General features: G+C 72.3%; 10 protein-coding genes. 3 read left to right on the top strand and 7 right to left on the bottom strand.

What is annotated here, in order from left to right:
* Window positions 1-55 precede the first annotated feature (55 nt).
* Window positions 56-2896: a PQQ-dependent sugar dehydrogenase gene (locus tag ACQPYE_RS25245; protein ID WP_498714866.1), complete on the top strand. Its 2841-nt coding sequence runs from the start codon at window positions 56-58 to the stop codon at window positions 2894-2896.
* Between the two features lie 31 nt (window positions 2897-2927).
* On the top strand, window positions 2928-4622 hold the full coding sequence (locus ACQPYE_RS25240; protein ID WP_498714865.1) for a ThuA domain-containing protein: 1695 nt from the start codon (window positions 2928-2930) through the stop codon (window positions 4620-4622).
* Window positions 4623-4866: 244 nt separating this feature from the next.
* On the opposite strand, the gene ACQPYE_RS25235 is transcribed toward ACQPYE_RS25240, so the two are convergent.
* On the bottom strand, window positions 4867-5772 hold the full coding sequence (locus ACQPYE_RS25235) for an oxidoreductase (RefSeq protein ID WP_498714864.1): 906 nt from the start codon (window positions 5770-5772) through the stop codon (window positions 4867-4869).
* A 132-nt stretch (window positions 5773-5904) separates the two neighbouring features.
* Here ACQPYE_RS25235 and ACQPYE_RS25230 point away from each other — a divergent pair, with 132 nt between their 5' ends.
* Window positions 5905-6798, top strand: coding sequence for a helix-turn-helix transcriptional regulator (locus ACQPYE_RS25230; protein ID WP_498714863.1), 894 nt, complete (start codon window positions 5905-5907; stop codon window positions 6796-6798).
* Between the two features lie 3 nt (window positions 6799-6801).
* On the opposite strand, the gene ACQPYE_RS25225 is transcribed toward ACQPYE_RS25230, so the two are convergent.
* The 6 genes from ACQPYE_RS25225 to ACQPYE_RS25200 form a co-directional block, all read right to left on the bottom strand.
* Window positions 6802-7953: a M6 family metalloprotease domain-containing protein gene (locus ACQPYE_RS25225; RefSeq protein WP_498714862.1), complete on the bottom strand. Its 1152-nt coding sequence runs from the start codon at window positions 7951-7953 to the stop codon at window positions 6802-6804.
* Window positions 7954-8039: 86 nt separating this feature from the next.
* Window positions 8040-10943 carry a hypothetical protein gene (locus ACQPYE_RS25220; protein WP_498714861.1) on the bottom strand — a complete coding sequence of 968 codons (2904 nt, stop codon included), beginning with the start codon at window positions 10941-10943 and terminating at the stop codon, window positions 8040-8042.
* Entirely contained in the window at window positions 10940-12616 is a 1677-nt protein-coding gene (locus ACQPYE_RS25215) for a polyprenyl synthetase family protein (protein WP_498714860.1), read from the bottom strand. Before ACQPYE_RS25215 ends, ACQPYE_RS25220 begins: the two co-directional genes overlap by 4 nt.
* On the bottom strand, window positions 12606-13631 hold the full coding sequence (locus ACQPYE_RS25210; protein ID WP_498714859.1) for a hypothetical protein: 1026 nt from the start codon (window positions 13629-13631) through the stop codon (window positions 12606-12608). Before ACQPYE_RS25210 ends, ACQPYE_RS25215 begins: the two co-directional genes overlap by 11 nt.
* Before the next feature lie 379 nt (window positions 13632-14010).
* Entirely contained in the window at window positions 14011-14337 is a 327-nt protein-coding gene (locus ACQPYE_RS25205; protein WP_498714858.1) for a DUF3040 domain-containing protein, read from the bottom strand.
* Window positions 14338-14459: 122 nt separating this feature from the next.
* Window positions 14460-15413, bottom strand: a complete 954-nt coding sequence (locus ACQPYE_RS25200) for a cation diffusion facilitator family transporter (RefSeq protein ID WP_498714857.1) — start codon at window positions 15411-15413, stop codon at window positions 14460-14462.

Raw genomic sequence — 15413 nt, 5'->3', positions numbered from 1 at the left:
GCGGACCACCCCCTCGATCCCGTCCAGTCAGCGAAGTCCGGGAGGACGACATCACATGGCAAGATCCCCGCGAACCCGCACCGGCCTCGGCGCCGCCGCCCTGCTCCTGGTGGCCGCCGCGGTCCAAGCCGCCGTGCCGACGACCGCCGTCGCCCAAGCGCCCGAACTGCTGGGGCACTCGGCGCCGCGAGCCGCGTTGGCGCCCTCGTTCCAGCAGGTGACGCTCGCCAAGGGCGCGGCCGAGATGGGCGAGCCGATCTCCATGACCGTGCTGCCCGACCGGTCGGTCCTGCACACCTCCCGGGACGGCACGGTCCGGCTCACCGACGCCGCGGGCACCACCAAGGTGGCCGGGAAGCTCGCCGTCTACGCCCACGACGAGGAGGGCTTGCAGGGCATCGCGGCCGACCCGAACTTCGCCACCAACCGGCACCTGTTCCTCTACTACGCGCCCCCGCTGTCGACCCCGGCCGGTGACGCGCCCTCCGACGGGACCGACTTCTCCGCCTGGAACGGGGTCAACCGGCTGTCCCGCTTCGTGCTCAACGCCGACGGCACGCTGAACACCGCCAGCGAGAGAGTGGTCCTGGACGTGCCCGCCAGCCGCGGCACGTGCTGCCACGTCGGCGGCGACATCGACTTCGACGCCGCGGGCAACCTCTACCTGAGCACCGGCGACGACACCAACCCGTTCGCCTCGGACGGGTACAGCCCGCTCGACGAGCGCGCCAACCGCAACCCCGCCTTCGACGCCCAGCGCAGCGCGGGCAACACCAACGACCTGCGCGGCAAGCTGCTGCGGATCAAGGTCAACGCCGACGGCGGCTACTCCGCGCCGGCGGGCAACATGTTCGCGCCCGGCACGGCGGGCACCCGGGCCGAGATCTACGCCATGGGCTTCCGCAACCCGTTCCGGTTCAACGTGGACAAGGCGACCGGCGTCGTCTACCTCGGCGACTACGGCCCGGACGCGGGGTCGACGAGCGCCACCCGCGGCCCGGCGGGGCAGGTCGAGTTCAACCGGGTCACCGGCCCCGGCTTCTACGGCTGGCCGTACTGCACGGGCTCGAACACCACCGACGAGACCTACAACGACCACAACTTCGCCACCGGCGCCTCCGGGGCCAAGTACAACTGCGCGGGCGGGCCGACGAACAACTCGCCGCGCAACACCGGCCTGCCGACCCTGCCCGCGGCGAAGGCGGCCTGGATCAAGTACGACAACTGCTCGGTGCCCGACCTCGGCTGCGGCAGCGAGTCGCCCATGGGCGGCCCGGTCTACCGCTACGACGCAGGCCTCGCCTCCCCGGTGAAGTTCCCGCAGTCCTACGACGGGCACTTCTTCGCCACCGAGTTCGGCCGCCGCTGGATCAAGGACATCACGGTCAACGCCAACGGCACGCCGGGCGCGATCACCGCCTTCCCGTGGACCGGCACGCAGGTGATGGACTCGGCGTTCGGCCCGGACGGCGCGCTGTACGTGCTGGACTACGGCACGGGCTGGTTCGCCGGTGACGCGAACTCGGCGCTGTACCGGATCGAGCACGCGACCGGCGGCCTCGCGCCGATCGCCAAGGCCGCCGCGGACGAGACCTCCGGCCAGGCGCCGCTGACGGTGAACTTCTCGTCGGCGGGCTCGTCCGACCCGGACGGCGACGCCATCACGTTCGCGTGGAAGTTCGGCGACGGCGGCACGTCGACCGCGGCCAACCCGCAGCACACCTACTCGGCCAACGGCGTCCACACCGCCACGCTCACCGTCACCGACGGCACCGGTCGGACGGCCACCGCGAGCGTGCAGGTCACCGTCGGCAACACGGCCCCGACCGTCACGCTGCACCTGCCGCAGAACGGGCAGCTGTTCGACTTCGGCGACGCGGTGCCGTTCCGGATCAGCGTGACCGACCCCGAGGACGGCGCGGTCGACTGCGCCAAGGTCAAGCTCAGCTACGTCCTCGGGCACGACTCGCACGGCCACAAGCTGACCGAGGCCACCGGGTGCTCGGGCACCGTCCAGACACCCCAGGACGGCGAGCACGACCCCAACGCCAACATCTTCGGCGTCTGGGACGCGGAGTACACCGACCGCGCCGGCGCGACCACCCACACCCAGCACGTCACCCAGCCGAAGACCAGGCAGGCGGAGCACCACGGCTCGGCCGGCGGCGTCGCCGTCTTCGACAAGGGCTCCGCGCACGGCGGCAAGACGGTCGGCGACATCCACAACGGCGACTGGATCGCGTTCCAGCCCTACGTGCTGTCCGACGCGACGTCGATCACCGCGCGGGTGTCCTCGGCCGGTGCGGGCGGCGCCATCGAGGTGCGGGCCGGGTCCGTGACCGGCGCCCTGCTCGGCTCGGCCACCGTGCCGGTGACGGGCGGCTGGGACGCGTTCACCGACGTCACCGCGGCCCTGACCAACCGGCCGGCCGGCACCACGACCCTCTACCTGGTGTTCAGGGGAGGCGCGGGCGCCTTGTTCGACATCGACGACTTCACCTTCGCCACCGGGGCCCGCACCGGCCGGATCACCGGCATCGGCGGCAAGTGCGTCGACGTCAGCGGCGCGGCCACCGCCGACGGCACGAAGATCCAGCTGTACACCTGCAACGGCACCACCGCGCAGCAGTGGACCACGGCCGCCGACCGGTCGCTGCGCGCGCTGGGCAAGTGCCTCGACGTGCGGTCGGGCGGCACGGCGAACGGCACGGCCACCCAGCTGTGGACGTGCAACGGCAGCGGCGCCCAGCAGTGGGTCGCGCAACCGGACGGCGCCCTGGTGAACCCGCAGTCCGGGCGCTGCCTCGACGCCGAGGGCGGCGGCAGCGCCGACGGCACCGCGCTGACCATCCGGGACTGCACCGGCGGCGCCAACCAGAAGTGGATCGGGCCCTGACCACGACGACCGCTCGACCGAGGAGCAACTGATGTCCCGACTGCGATCCGTGCTGTCGACGATCACCGCGACGGCGGTGATGATCCTCGCCGCGGCGCCCGTCCCGGCGCCCGCCGCCGATCCCTCCTACAAGGTGCTGGTCTTCTCCAAGACCGCGGGCTTCCGGCACTCGTCCATCCCCAACGGCGTCCAGGCGATCCGCGACCTGGGCGCGGCGAACAACTTCACCGTGGACGCCACCGAGGACGGCGCGGCCTTCACCGGCGCGAACCTGGCCCAGTACCGCGCCGTGGTCTTCCTGTCCACGACCGGTGACGTGCTCAACGACGCCCAGCAGGGCGCCTTCGAGTCCTACGTGCGGTCCGGCGGCGGCTACGTCGGCGTGCACGCCGCGTCCGACACGGAGTACCAGTGGCCGTTCTACGGCGGTGTGGTGGGCGGGTACTTCCACTCCCACCCGGCGATCCAGCAGGCGACGGTGCGGGTCGAGGACCGCGCCCACGCCTCGACCTCCCACCTCGGCTCGGACTGGGTCCGGACCGACGAGTGGTACAACTTCCAGGCCAACCCGCGGGCGAACGTGCACGTGCTCGCGCGCCTGGACGAGGGCACCTACTCCGGCGGCACCATGGGTGACCACCCGATCGCCTGGTGCCAGACCTACCAGGGCGGCCGGTCCTGGTACACCGCCGGCGGGCACACCGAGCAGGCCTTCGCCGAGCCCGGGTTCCGCGCGCACCTGCTCGGCGGCATCCGCTACGCGGCCGGCACGACCAAGGCCGACTGCCGCGCCGAGACCGGCTACACGTCTCTGTTCAACGGGACCAACCTCAACGGCTGGAGCCAGGCCGGTCCGGGCAGCTTCGCCGTCGCCGACGGCACCCTCACCACGCAGGGCGGCATGGGGATGCTGTGGTACTCGGCCAAGGAGTTCCGGTCGTACTCGCTGAAGCTGGACTGGAGGCTGGCCGGCGACGACAACTCCGGCGTGTTCATCGGGTTCCCACCGAGCAGCGACCCGTGGTCGGCGGTGAACAACGGCTACGAGATCCAGATCGACCCCACCGACGCGGTCGACCGGACCACCGGCGCGGTGTACGGGTACAAGTCGGCCGACATCGCCGCCCGGGACGGCGCGCTCAACCCGCCCGGCGAGTGGAACACCTACGAATTGCTGGTGGAAGGCGAGCGGCTGCAACTGTTCCTCAACGGCGTGAAGATCAACGACTTCACCAACACCGATCCGGTCCGCAGCCTGCAACAGGGCCACTTCGGCCTGCAGAACCACGGCGACGGCGACGACGCGTCGTTCCGCAACATCCGGGTCAAGGAGCTGTCGGCCACCCGCGCCGGTCGGATCACCGGCCTGGGCGGCAAGTGCGTCGACGTCAGCAACGCGTCGACGGCGGACGGCGCGAAGATCCAGCTGTGGACGTGCAACGGCACCACCGCGCAGCAGTGGACCCTGCCGGGTGACGGCACGGTCCGCGCGCTGGGCAAGTGCCTCGACGTGCGGTCCGGCGGCACGGCCAACGGCACGCTCACGCAGTTGTGGACGTGCAACGGCAGCGGGGCGCAGCAGTGGGCCGCGCAGTCCGGTGGCGCGCTGCGCAACCCGCAGTCCGGGCGTTGCCTGGACGCGTCGGGCAACAGCTCCGCCGACGGCACCGCCCTGCACATCTGGGACTGCAACGGCGCGGCCAACCAGAGGTGGACGCTGCCCTGACCGGTGACCGGTGACCGCACCGACCGGAGGTGTCCCGTCGCGCGTGCGGCGGGACACCTCGGCGTGCGCGTCGGTGTGATGGCCGCGTGGCACCTGTTCACCGACGACGACGTCCGCGCCAGGTACCTCGCCGCCGCCGAACCGGAGCGGCTGAGGGTCCTGCACGAGGTGCTGCGCCTGGAACCGGTCATCGGCCACCTGAAGCGACGCACCACCGTGGACGTCCGGTCGACTGAGCCGGCCCTCAGAGGTAGCCGACGCCGGTCAGCCGCTCGGCCGCCGACCAGAGCCGCTCGCCGACGGCCGGGTCGGTCGCGTCCCGGCCGAACCGGGCTTCGGCGACCGGTCCCACGGTCTCCCAGAGCCTCGACGGCCCGAAGAACTCGCCGCCCCGCACCCCGGGCCCGGTCGCGGCGCGCAGCTGCGGCAGCGCGCCCTGCTCCACCGACTGGGTGGCCAGCAGGCCGAGCCGCGCGATCAACCGCCCCGACCGGCCGCGGTGCTCCCAGGCGCGCGGGGTCAGGTTGGTGCGGGTGAGACCGGGGTGCGCCAGCACGCTCGCGATCGGCGATCCGGCGGCGCGCAGGCGGCGGTCCAGCTCGACGCCGAAGACCGTGGTGCCGAGCTTGGACCTGCCGTACGCGGCGGCGGCCCGGTAGTCGCGTTCGAACAGCAGGTCGTCGAAGTCGAGGTGCGCGTTCTTGTGGGTGATCGAGCTCAGGCTGACCACGCGGGCCGCCCGCGCGGCGGCCAGGTTGTCGAGCAGGAGCCCGGTCAGCGCGAAGTGGCCGAGCACGTTGGTGGCGAACTGCAGCTCGAAGCCGTCGGCCGAGGTGCGGCGGGGGCCGAGCAGGACCACGCCGGCGTTGTTGACCAGCAGGTCGACCACCGGGTGGTCGACGGCCAGCCCGGTGGCGAACGCGCGCACCGAGTCGAGCGAGGCCAGGTCCAGCTCGCGCACCTCCGTGTCGCCGTCGATCCGGCGGGAGGCCCGCTCACCGGCGGCGGTGTCGCGGACGGCGAGCACGACGTGGGCCCCGCGACGGGCCAGTTCGGTGGCGGTGACCAGGCCGAGGCCCGAGTTCGCGCCGGTCACGACGGCGACCCGCCCGCGCTGGTCGGGGATGCGGTCGGTGGTCCATCCGGTCATCTGCTGCTCCTGGAGGTGTTCGGTGCGCTGTGCCGCCGACGTTAGGAGCGGTTCGGGTCCGCTCGGTCGTTCCCGCTTGCCTGGGTCCGCGGGACCTACCTCCGGCTCCCGGCGGGCGGGGACACTGGTGGCATGAGCAGCCCTCATCCCTACGCCCGTGAGCTCGGTGACTTCCTGCGGGCCCGGCGCGGTCGGCTGCGCCCGCGCGACGTCGGCCTGGAGCCGGGCGGCCGGCGCAAGGTCACCGGGCTGCGGCGCGAGGAGCTGGCCCTGCTGGCCGGCCTGAGCACCGACTACTACCAGCGGATCGAGCAGGGCCGGGAGGTGCGCCCGTCCGACGACGTGCTGGACGCGCTCGCCGGCGCGCTCGGCCTCGGCGACGAGGAGCGCCGGCACCTGTTCACCCTGGCCCACGCCGCCCGCCGGCCGGTGCCCGCACGGGCGGACCGGCGCCCGGACCGGGTGCCGGACAGCACGCGTCGGCTGCTGCGGGTGACCGACACCCCGGCGGTGGTGCTCGGCAGGCACCTGGACCTGCTCGACTGGAACCCGATGGCGGAGGCGCTGCTCGGCGACCCTGCCGGCTACCCGCCCGACCGGCTCAACATGCTCCTGCTGCTGTTCGACGACGCGCTGACCGGTCAGCGGAGCTGCCCGGATTGGGAGCGGCAGGCCTTGGACTACATCGGCATGATGCGCGCCGCCGTCGCCACCGACCCCACCCACCCCCGCGCCACCGCCGTCGTCGGCGAGCTGAGCATCCGCAGCGCCGAGTTCCGACGGCTGTGGGCCCGGCACGACGTGCGCGACTCGGTCAGCGGCACCAAGACCTTCCGGGTTCCCGGGGTGGGCGACATCGCCCTGGACTGGGACACCTACCCGCTGCCCGGCAACCCCGGGCCGGTCATGCTGGTCTTCACCGCCGAACCGGGCAGCGCCGACGCCGACCGGCTGCGGCTCCTGGCGTCACTGCACGCGACCCGTTCCGCGCACGCCGACGAGCACTCCTCCCCGCCGGGGCGGTAGCTCTCACGGGGCCACGCCGTGCGCGATCGTGATGCGGTAGTCGTCACCGGTCCGGCCGATGACGTCGATCGTGGTGTTGCTCCCGGCGTGGTGGAACCGGCCGCCCACGTCGAACGGCGCGTCGTTCAGCTCGTGCCCGTCACAACCGCCCGAGCGCGGTCGCGCGTCCGCGACCAGCACCGGCCCGTTGCCGCTCGCGACCGCCGTGTCGACGGAGTAGATCAGGACACCGGTGGCGCAGGCGGCGGAGTCGAGACCGGTGCGCGCCCGTGCCTCGGCCACCAGCACGGTGGTCGCGCCGGTCCGGATCACCACGCCCTTGCGCCCGCCCGGCGCGGAGATCGGGACGAGCGTGTCGAGGTACCGACCGGGCGCGCTCACGCAGCCGATCTGGTCGTAGCGCAGCCAGTTCAGCTTCCACTTGTGCCAGGCCAGGAGGTCCGGACCCGGTCCGGAGACCAAGCCCATCAGGTCCCAGCCGCCGACGAACCGGTGCGGGTGGTCGCCGTAGCCATACAGGTCCGGCAGGCCGATCGCGTGCCCGGTCTCGTGGTTGAGGACCTTGCTGCCCCAGTGCGCCGTGTCCTGGCCGAAGGTGACCGACCTGGCGATCACCGTGCCGTCGGGCGCGGTGATCGGGTTCAGGTAGGCGGCGGCGAAGGAGATCTCGCCCGCGGCGCGGGTGGGCACGACGTAGAGCAGGTGCGTGCCGCTGAACGACACCGTCCGGCCGGCCGCGGCCAGCGCGTCGTTCAGGTAGCGGGCGTGGGCCTCGGCGGTGAGGCCGCGTCGCCAGCCGTAGTCGGTGGAGGGGCGCGGCATCCGGTGGAAGCGGGTGGTGACGGTGTTGACCGACAGCGTCAGGTTGCCCTGCGAACTGGCGGCGAACCAGTCCGAGCCGCCGGGCAGCAGCTGGTCGCGCAGGCTCGTGGTCGAGTCGGTGGCCGGCGCGTCGGGGAAGTCGACGAAGAGCATAGTGGCCCGCAGCGTGCCGTGCGACGGCGCCGACCCGGCAGGGGTGGGCACGCCCTCGGACAGGTGCGCGGTGGTCGCGGGCAGCGCGCAGGAACCGGCGGGCACGTCGGCGTGTCCCGTCCCGGTGGGCAGCAGCGTCGCGGCGAGCACCGCTGCGGCGGTCAAGAGGAATCGGGTCATGGAGGAGACCTCCTCGTCGTGCCGGCTTGTCGTGCCGGGTGCGGCTCCCGCGCGGACCCCGGTCGGGTCCGCGCGGGAACACCGGCTCAGCGGTTGCAGCGGGAGGGTTCGCTCTTGTCCATCACCAGGGTGTGCAGGGTGAGCGGTCGGGCGCTGCCGATCTCGGCCCGTCCGTCGTCGTGCGGGCCGGTCACGGCGTCCTCGTCCGCGGTCAGGCCGAGGACGTAGGTCAGGTACAGGCCCTTGGACACCTTGAGCGCCGGCATGCCGGTGATCTTCAGGACGGTGCCGTTGTCGGTGACCTGGTGCTTGATGTCGCCCTGACTGCCCTGGGTGGTCTGGCCGTCGCTGTAGTAGGAGTACGAGGTGAAACCGTTCCAGCGGGACCCGGACGGAGCGCGGAACACCTGGTCGAGGCTGCTCAGGTCCTGACCCGCCTTCTCGAAACCGACGGTGACGGCCATGAACCCGGATTCACCCTGCTTGACCTCCAGCAGGGCCGGTTGGATGACGGGCAGCGCGGTGTCATCGTTGGTGAACGTCTGCGGTTGCGCGGCGCCCTGCACGGTCGCGGTCAGGCGCAGCGGCCGGGAGTCGGCGAAGACCGCCTTGCCGTCGGCGTGCCGGCCGGGACGGGCGTCCGCCTTCGCCCTGATGCCCAGGGCGTAGGTGAGCACGTAACCCTTGGTGGCCTGCAACTTCTGCAACCCCGTCAGCCGCAGGCGGGCGCCGCCGTTCTCCAGGGTGGGCTTGAGCTTCGTCTTCCCGCTGCCCTTGGTCTGGCCGGCGGCGTTGTAGTAGGTGAACGTGATCGTGCCGGTCCACTCGAACCCGGTCGGCGCGTCGAAGACCAGTTCCGCGGTCGCCAGGTCGACGGGGTTGTTGTCCGGGTTCTCCACGCTGAAGGCGATGTGCCCCTCGGCGCCCGGGGCGACCGACACCGCCGCGTGCTGGCACACCCGCAGGTCGTCCTTCGGGATGTGCTCGGTCAGCCGCGTGTCGTGCGAGTCGGACTTGTCCGGCGCGGTGTTGCTGCGCGTCGGTGACTCGATCGTCGCCGCGCAGGTGACCACGCCGGTGGCCTCCCGGTCGACGGTGCCGGTGAGGGTGATCGTGGCGGTGCTGCCGACCGGCAGGTCCAGGGGCTGCTGGAACACCCCGAGTCCCGCGCTGCCCGGAACCGTGCCCGCTCCGGTGCCACCGGTCTGCGCGACCGAGATGCCCACGTCCGGCAGCGCCGGGTCGAGGGTGCCGGTCACCACGGCGTCGGGGACGTCGTTGGGGCCGTCGTTGCGAACGGCGATGGTGAAGTCGACCTGGCTGCCCGCCGGGGCCTCGGCCGCTCCGTCGACGGTGAGCGGCATCGCGGCGGGCAGGGCCACGACGAGGTTGCGCAGGCAGTGCCGGGAGATCGCCGCGCCGGTGCTCGCGGACAGGCCCAGCTTGAACGTCGCCGGCATCGCCGCCTGGCCCTGGGCCAGCTTGAGGTCGACCCCGTCGAACACGGTCGTGGTCGTGTCGCTGCGGGTCACGTGCACGGTCATCACGGCGTTGACGATCACCACCTGGACGTGCGCCCGGTCCGCCCACACCGCGTTCAGGCCACCGGGTGCGGCGGCGCCGGTGATGTAGTTGAACCCGGCGGCGCGGTCGCCGGAGCCGCGCAGCACGATCCGGTTCGGCTTGGCCACGTTCTCGGTGGTGGGTCCGCCCCAGGTGGTGGAGAAGTTGCCGTACTTGTCGAAGCCCAGCCCGACCCAGCCCTTGGTGACGCCCGCGCCGGAGGGGCCGAGCCCGTACCCGAGCCCGCCGCCGTAGCCGCCGACGTCCGTGTCGTGGGCGCCGTCGATGAGGTAGACGGCGAACCCGTCACCGTCGCCGCCGGCGCAGTGGAAGTCGAAGTCGATGGCGACACCGGCCGAGGAGGGGAACGGGGTGTTCAGCAGCGCCGTCCCCGCCTTGTTGTTCGCGGCCGGCGTCAGTTGCAGGCCGTCGTCACCCATGAGGGTGGCGTCACCGCGCAACGTCCAGTCGTGGGTGAGGTCTTCGACCCGGGTGGCCCGGAACGTCTCCTCGATCGGGAAGACCTCGATGGAGGGTGTGCTCGTGGTCGGTGCGGGTTGTCGGCTGGTGGTCATCGCACTTCCTTCGGTGTCGTGCTCCTGGTCTGGCTCCTCCGGGGACGGGGACGGGGACGGATGTGAGGTCGGGGACTGGGGCCGGGCTTCGGATTGGGACTCCGGCTCCGGTTTGGACTCGGACTTGGGCTCCGGCTCGGACTTTGGCTCGGACTTGGACTCCGGCTCCGGCTCCGGCTCGGACTCGGGCTTCGACTCGGATTCGGGCTTCGACTCGGATTCGGGTTCGGACCCCGGTTCCGGATCGGGTTCGGGTTCGGGTTTGGTGGAGTGGGGCAGGCGGTTGCCGATGAGGTCGAACAGGCCGAGGACGACGTCCTCGTAGAGGTAGAAACCGCCCTCCAGGGGTGGCAGGGCTTCGTCGGCGGCACCGTCGGAGTCGGGCGGGTCCGGCGGTGGGGCGAGCACTTCGGTCAACCCGCGCACCACCCCGCGCAGGGTCGACTGGGCGGTGGCGGCCATCCACCGGACCTGCGGGTTCGCGCCGATGTGCCGCAGCGGGCCCGGCAGGTGGGTGTCGACCGCGGTGACCGCGGTGTCCGCCCAGCGCAGCGCCAGGTCCAGCAGGGCGCCGAGTTCCGCGCGGGACAGGATCGGCGGCGGCTCGCCGTCGATCATGAAGTCCTCCCACTCGAACAGGTCGAACAGGAACTGGCCGCCCTTGTAGAACGGCCAGGGCGCGAGGGCGTCGAGGATCTGCCTGGCCCGCCGCGGGTCGTCCTGCCGGACCGCGACACCGCGCCGGGCCAGGGTGCAGAGCACTCCGCGCAACCGGGTGCCGATCCTGCCCAGGGAGCGCATCGCGGCCCGGTCGCCGTCGCGCAGGGCGGAGTCGTCGTGGCCGCCCGTCACAGCGGTCGGGTGGTGACGTAGTGGGCGATCTGTCGCAGCACTGCTTTTCCTTCGTTCTCCGGGATGATGGCCAGGTCGCGCTCGAACCGGGCGATGCCCTCGGCGGCCAGCCGGTCGGCGAGGTCGGTGGCGTACTCGATGGAGCCGTGCCTCCGCATGGCGGCGAGCATCTCGTCGGCGTTGTCCTGGGACTTGTCGGCCCGCGGTTGGTGCAGGAGCTCGGCGAGCCGCCCCCGCTCGCGCTCACCGGCGTGGCGGAACAGGTGGATCATCATCACCGTGCGCTTGCCCTCCAGCAGGTCGCCCAGCGCTTCCTTGCCGTAGAGCGCCTCGTCGCCGACGAGGTTGAGGATGTCGTCCTGGATCTGGAAGGCGATCCCGATCAGCCGGAACGCCTCGTCGAAGCGGTTGAGCACGGCCGGGTCGGTGATCCCGGCGCAGACCGCGCCCATCCGGCACGGGGTGATGCACGTGTACCAGCCGGTCTTCTTGGTGCTCATGGTGAAGTAGTCCTCGTCCCGGGACGGCACCACGCGGCGGTGGATCCACCCCAGTTCCATGGCCTGGCCCTCGATGGACTCCCGGCACATGTGCATGACTTCCTGGATGAGCCCCAATGTCCGCGCCAACCCGAGGGTTTCGAGGTTGGCCAGCACGGCGTCCACCGCGAGCAGGTTGAGCCCGTCGCCGGTGTTGACCGCCAGCCCGTTGCCGAACTCGGTGTTCATCGTGGGCAGGCCGCGGCGGTGGGTCGACTCGTCGGCGATGTCGTCGTGCACGAGGAAGCCGTTGTGGAACAGCTCCAGCGCGGCGGCGGCCCGGACCGCGTTCTCGGGCTTCTCGCCGAAGGCCGCGCAGGCGGCGAACACCAGCGTCGGGCGCAGGCCCTTGCCCTGGCGGGCCGGGTAGGACCGCATCAGGTCGTACAGGTCCGCCTTCGGCTCGCGGTCGGGCAGCAGCAGGTCGATCTCCTGGTTGGCCCGCGCGCGGCAGGCCCGCATGGTCTCCACCAGGTCGGCGTCGGCGACCGGCTTGACCTCCCACCAGCCGGTGCTGCGGCGGCCGTCCCAGAGCAGCCTGGGCGCGGCGTTCGCGGTGCCGCCGATGGACGCGCCGTCACCCTGTTCGAGCGGTTGGCGGGCGGCGAGGAAGTCGACGGCGTGCCAGCCCGTCGGCGCGTCGCCGTGCGGGGACACCCGGGGCGCCGGATCGCCGACGGCGCCTCCCCACAGGCGGGGCGCCTGGTCGCGGTAGTCGCGCCACAGCTGCTGCACGAACCGCAGACCGGACGCGCGCTGGGACAGCAGCACGAACGCGCGCCACACCGCCAGCACCCGGTCGCGCGGCCCGCGCACGTCCAGGCTCTGCGGCAGCACCTGCTCCACGGGTGGGCGCTGGGCGTCGAAGACCAGGTTCATCGCCCGGTCGTCGAAGGCCACCTCGACGTCCGGTTCGCCGACCAGGTCGGGTTCGACCAGCAGGCGGCTGTGGCGGGCGGTCATGGTCGCCCGGCTGCCGTCGTGGAAGTGCAGCCCCAGCCGGATCTCCCGCAGCTCCTCGGCGGCGGCGGCCACGATGGCGGGCGCGCGTTCCGACAGGGCGGTCACCGTCTCGGCCAGCAGCCGTGCGCCGGTGTAGGGCGCCGTCCCGGGTGTCGTGGTTTCAGTCGTCACGGGCGTCTCCGGCGAACTCGACGATGCCGTGCGTCTCGAAGCCGAACGCGCGACCGGACACGACGCCCTCGATCGCGCAGTCGCCGAGCAGTTCGTGCACGCTGAACGGCTTCAGGCTGGTCTCGGACGGGTTGGCGATCCGGGCGGCCGTGGTGGGCCGGAAGTCGAGCACGAGCCGGTCGTCGCCCAGGCGCGCGGTGATCAGCAGCCGGCGGGGCACCACCGGGGCGGGCGGCGTGGACAGGGTGGCCGCCAGCGGCGGCACCAGCACCACCCGGCCGCGGTCGAGCTCGCCGTGCACCGCGACCTCCAGCCGCCGCCGGGGGAAGTGCCGCACCATCCGGCCGTCCCGCCACAACATCACCGAGCCGTTGGCGGCGTCGCGCGGGTACTGCGGCTGGATGAGGGTGAACACCACCGACCACGGCGGCGGGGCCACCGGGTCGTCGGACGGCGCGTTGGCGAAGCCGAAGACCCAGCCGCCCAGCACCGGCCAACTCCACCGGCCGCGGACGCGTTCGTGGTAGCCCACCAGCTCGCAGCTGACGTCACCGTGCGGTGACCGGAGCGTCCCCGTGCCGCGCACCCCGGGTTCGGACTGCCAGCGCAGGAACTGGTCGTCCCCGAACGGCGCGCACTGGGACGTGCACGGTCTGCTGGTGCGGGACAGCCGCAGGTCGACCGCAGGACGGCCCGCCGCGGCCGCCACCTCGAACGGGCCGGGCGACGCGTGCGGGTGCGGCAGCCGGAACGCCGACCACGCCGGATCGGGCGCGTCGGCGTTGAACTGGGTCGAGGACCACCCGTGGACGGGGTCGTACACCAGGAGGATGGCCATCCGCTGCGGCTCCCAGCGGGTGGCCGACCCGTCCGCCGACGGCTCCGCGCCGAGCACCGACAGGTTCGAGATCACCGCGTGCGGACCGGTCGACGACAGGAACGCGTAGTGCAACCACTGGCGATCGAGCGGATGGCACAACTCCGACTCGGGAAAAGGGCCGAGCACGCCCAGCATCAAAGCTCCTCATGCTGCTTCCACGGCAGCCGGATTCAATTCGACGGCGCTCGCGCACACGGGCGGAGAACACCGGCCCGGTCACGGATCCGTCGATGGTGGCACGCGGAAGTCAGGGCGTTAATGGCTCCATGACGGCCACCGTAGGGCACTTGGTCCCACGGCTGTGCCCACGTCACCGGTTCGGTGGGATTACGCCGTCGAACATCACCTGGGCGTGTGTACCGCGAGTACCGGAATCGCGGAAGGTGATGTGCCGGTGACCCCCCGGGAATACGAACCGCCGCCGGCACCGTGCGGAACGGCGCGCGACGGCGGCTCGTGTTCTCAGCGCGAAATGTCGCGACCTGTCGCAGGTCGGCTCATCCGCTCGACTCGACTACTCCGCTTCGTCGGGCAGTTCGAAGACTTCCTCCGCCCGGAACCGCCGACCGCGCCAGGCGCGCACCGCCACCGCGGTGGGGAAGCCGGCGGTGACGAGGGCTCCGGCGACGACGAGGAACGCCGAGGACAGGGCCACCCCCGTGATGATGGCCAGCAGGCCGACCACGTAGGTGGTGAGCAGGGCCGCGGTGAACAGCACCCGCTGCGGGATTCGGAACAGTGAGCGCTTGCGGCTCAGCCGGGCGACGAAGCGGGGATCGTCGTCGGCCAACTGCCGCTGGATCTGCGCCAGGGCGCGCTTCTCGTCGTCCCGCAGTGCCACCTCGCCACCTCCGTTGTGCCGGGTCAAGTGCCGGATCCAGTGTCACCTCGGGACGGGCCACCCGCTAGAGCGCGGATTGCCCATCTCGGCCGGGAGCCCGCGGTGGGCCGGCGCCGCGCGGGTCACCGCTGGATCCGGAGAACGGGCGCGACGGCGATGTCGTGCATGCGCCAGTCCGCCTCTCGCAGGAGCCGACCCAGCCGTTCGAGCCGTTCCACGAGGTCATCGGTGTCGGGGCGGGGCACGACGAGCAGCTCGCCGACGAAGACGTGCCCCTCTTCGCGCAGCCGGATCCACGCGTCCGCGACCCAGGGCTGGTCGAGGGCGAGCGCGGTGAGCCGGGTGAGGAGGGGGTGCGGTTCGTCTTCGGTCACGGTGCGGGGTCGGCGGTCCATGAGGTCGGCGACGGCGACGCGGGTGGTGCGCAGGCCGTCGCGGACGATGTCGGCGGAGATGACGATCGCGGCGACCGCGTCGGCCCACCACAGTCCCGCGCCGATGCCCAGGATGCCGAGGACGGCGGCCGCGGCGGTGAGCCAGTCGGCGCGGTTCATCTCGGCGTCCGCGTGCAGGACCTTGTCGTGCAGCTGCTCGGCGAGCTTCGTCTTCGCGCGGCCGAGCAGGATCGCCGGGACCATGGTCGCCAGCAGGACGGCGATCATCGGCCAGCCCAGCCACAGGGTGTGGCCGAACACCTCGACCAACCCGATCGGCGGGCGTTCGCCCCGCACGAGCCGCACCACGGATTCGACCAGGATGTAGCCGCCGAGCGCCAGCAGCGCCAGGGCGGAGGCCAGGAACGCGATGGCCACCGACCGGTGGCGCCCGTAGGGGTGGTCGGCGTCGGGTGGCCGGTTGCGGTAGCGGTTGGCGATCAGGAACGCGATGGGCGGCGCCAGGGCGAGGATGTCCTCGACCCAGGCGGCCTTCATGGCCTGCGACTGGCCGAGCACGACGGCGAGCGCGGTGATGGCGACGACGAAGAACACGATCGTCCACCACTCGAGGCGGACGGCGCGGCGGTGCAGCGCCGCCTTGTCGGGCGGCAGTTCGTAGTGGTCGTAGACCGCGGCCAC

Source organism: Actinosynnema sp. CA-299493 (assembly GCF_050946825.1).
Taxonomy (GTDB): Bacteria; Actinomycetota; Actinomycetes; order Mycobacteriales; family Pseudonocardiaceae; genus Actinosynnema.
This window is presented reverse-complemented; position numbering and strand designations above follow the sequence as displayed.

Bases quoted from the DNA above. Each gene is read 5' to 3' on its own strand.
- ACQPYE_RS25245 (WP_498714866.1), top strand. From the start codon at position 56: ATGGCAAGATCCCCGCGAACCCGCACCGGCCTCGGCGCCGCCGCCCTG.
- ACQPYE_RS25240 (WP_498714865.1), top strand. From the start codon at position 2,928: ATGTCCCGACTGCGATCCGTGCTGTCGACGATCACCGCGACGGCGGTG.
- ACQPYE_RS25235 (WP_498714864.1), bottom strand. From the start codon at position 5,772: ATGACCGGATGGACCACCGACCGCATCCCCGACCAGCGCGGGCGGGTC.
- ACQPYE_RS25230 (WP_498714863.1), top strand. From the start codon at position 5,905: ATGAGCAGCCCTCATCCCTACGCCCGTGAGCTCGGTGACTTCCTGCGG.
- ACQPYE_RS25225 (WP_498714862.1), bottom strand. From the start codon at position 7,953: ATGACCCGATTCCTCTTGACCGCCGCAGCGGTGCTCGCCGCGACGCTG.
- ACQPYE_RS25210 (WP_498714859.1), bottom strand. From the start codon at position 13,631: ATGCTGGGCGTGCTCGGCCCTTTTCCCGAGTCGGAGTTGTGCCATCCG.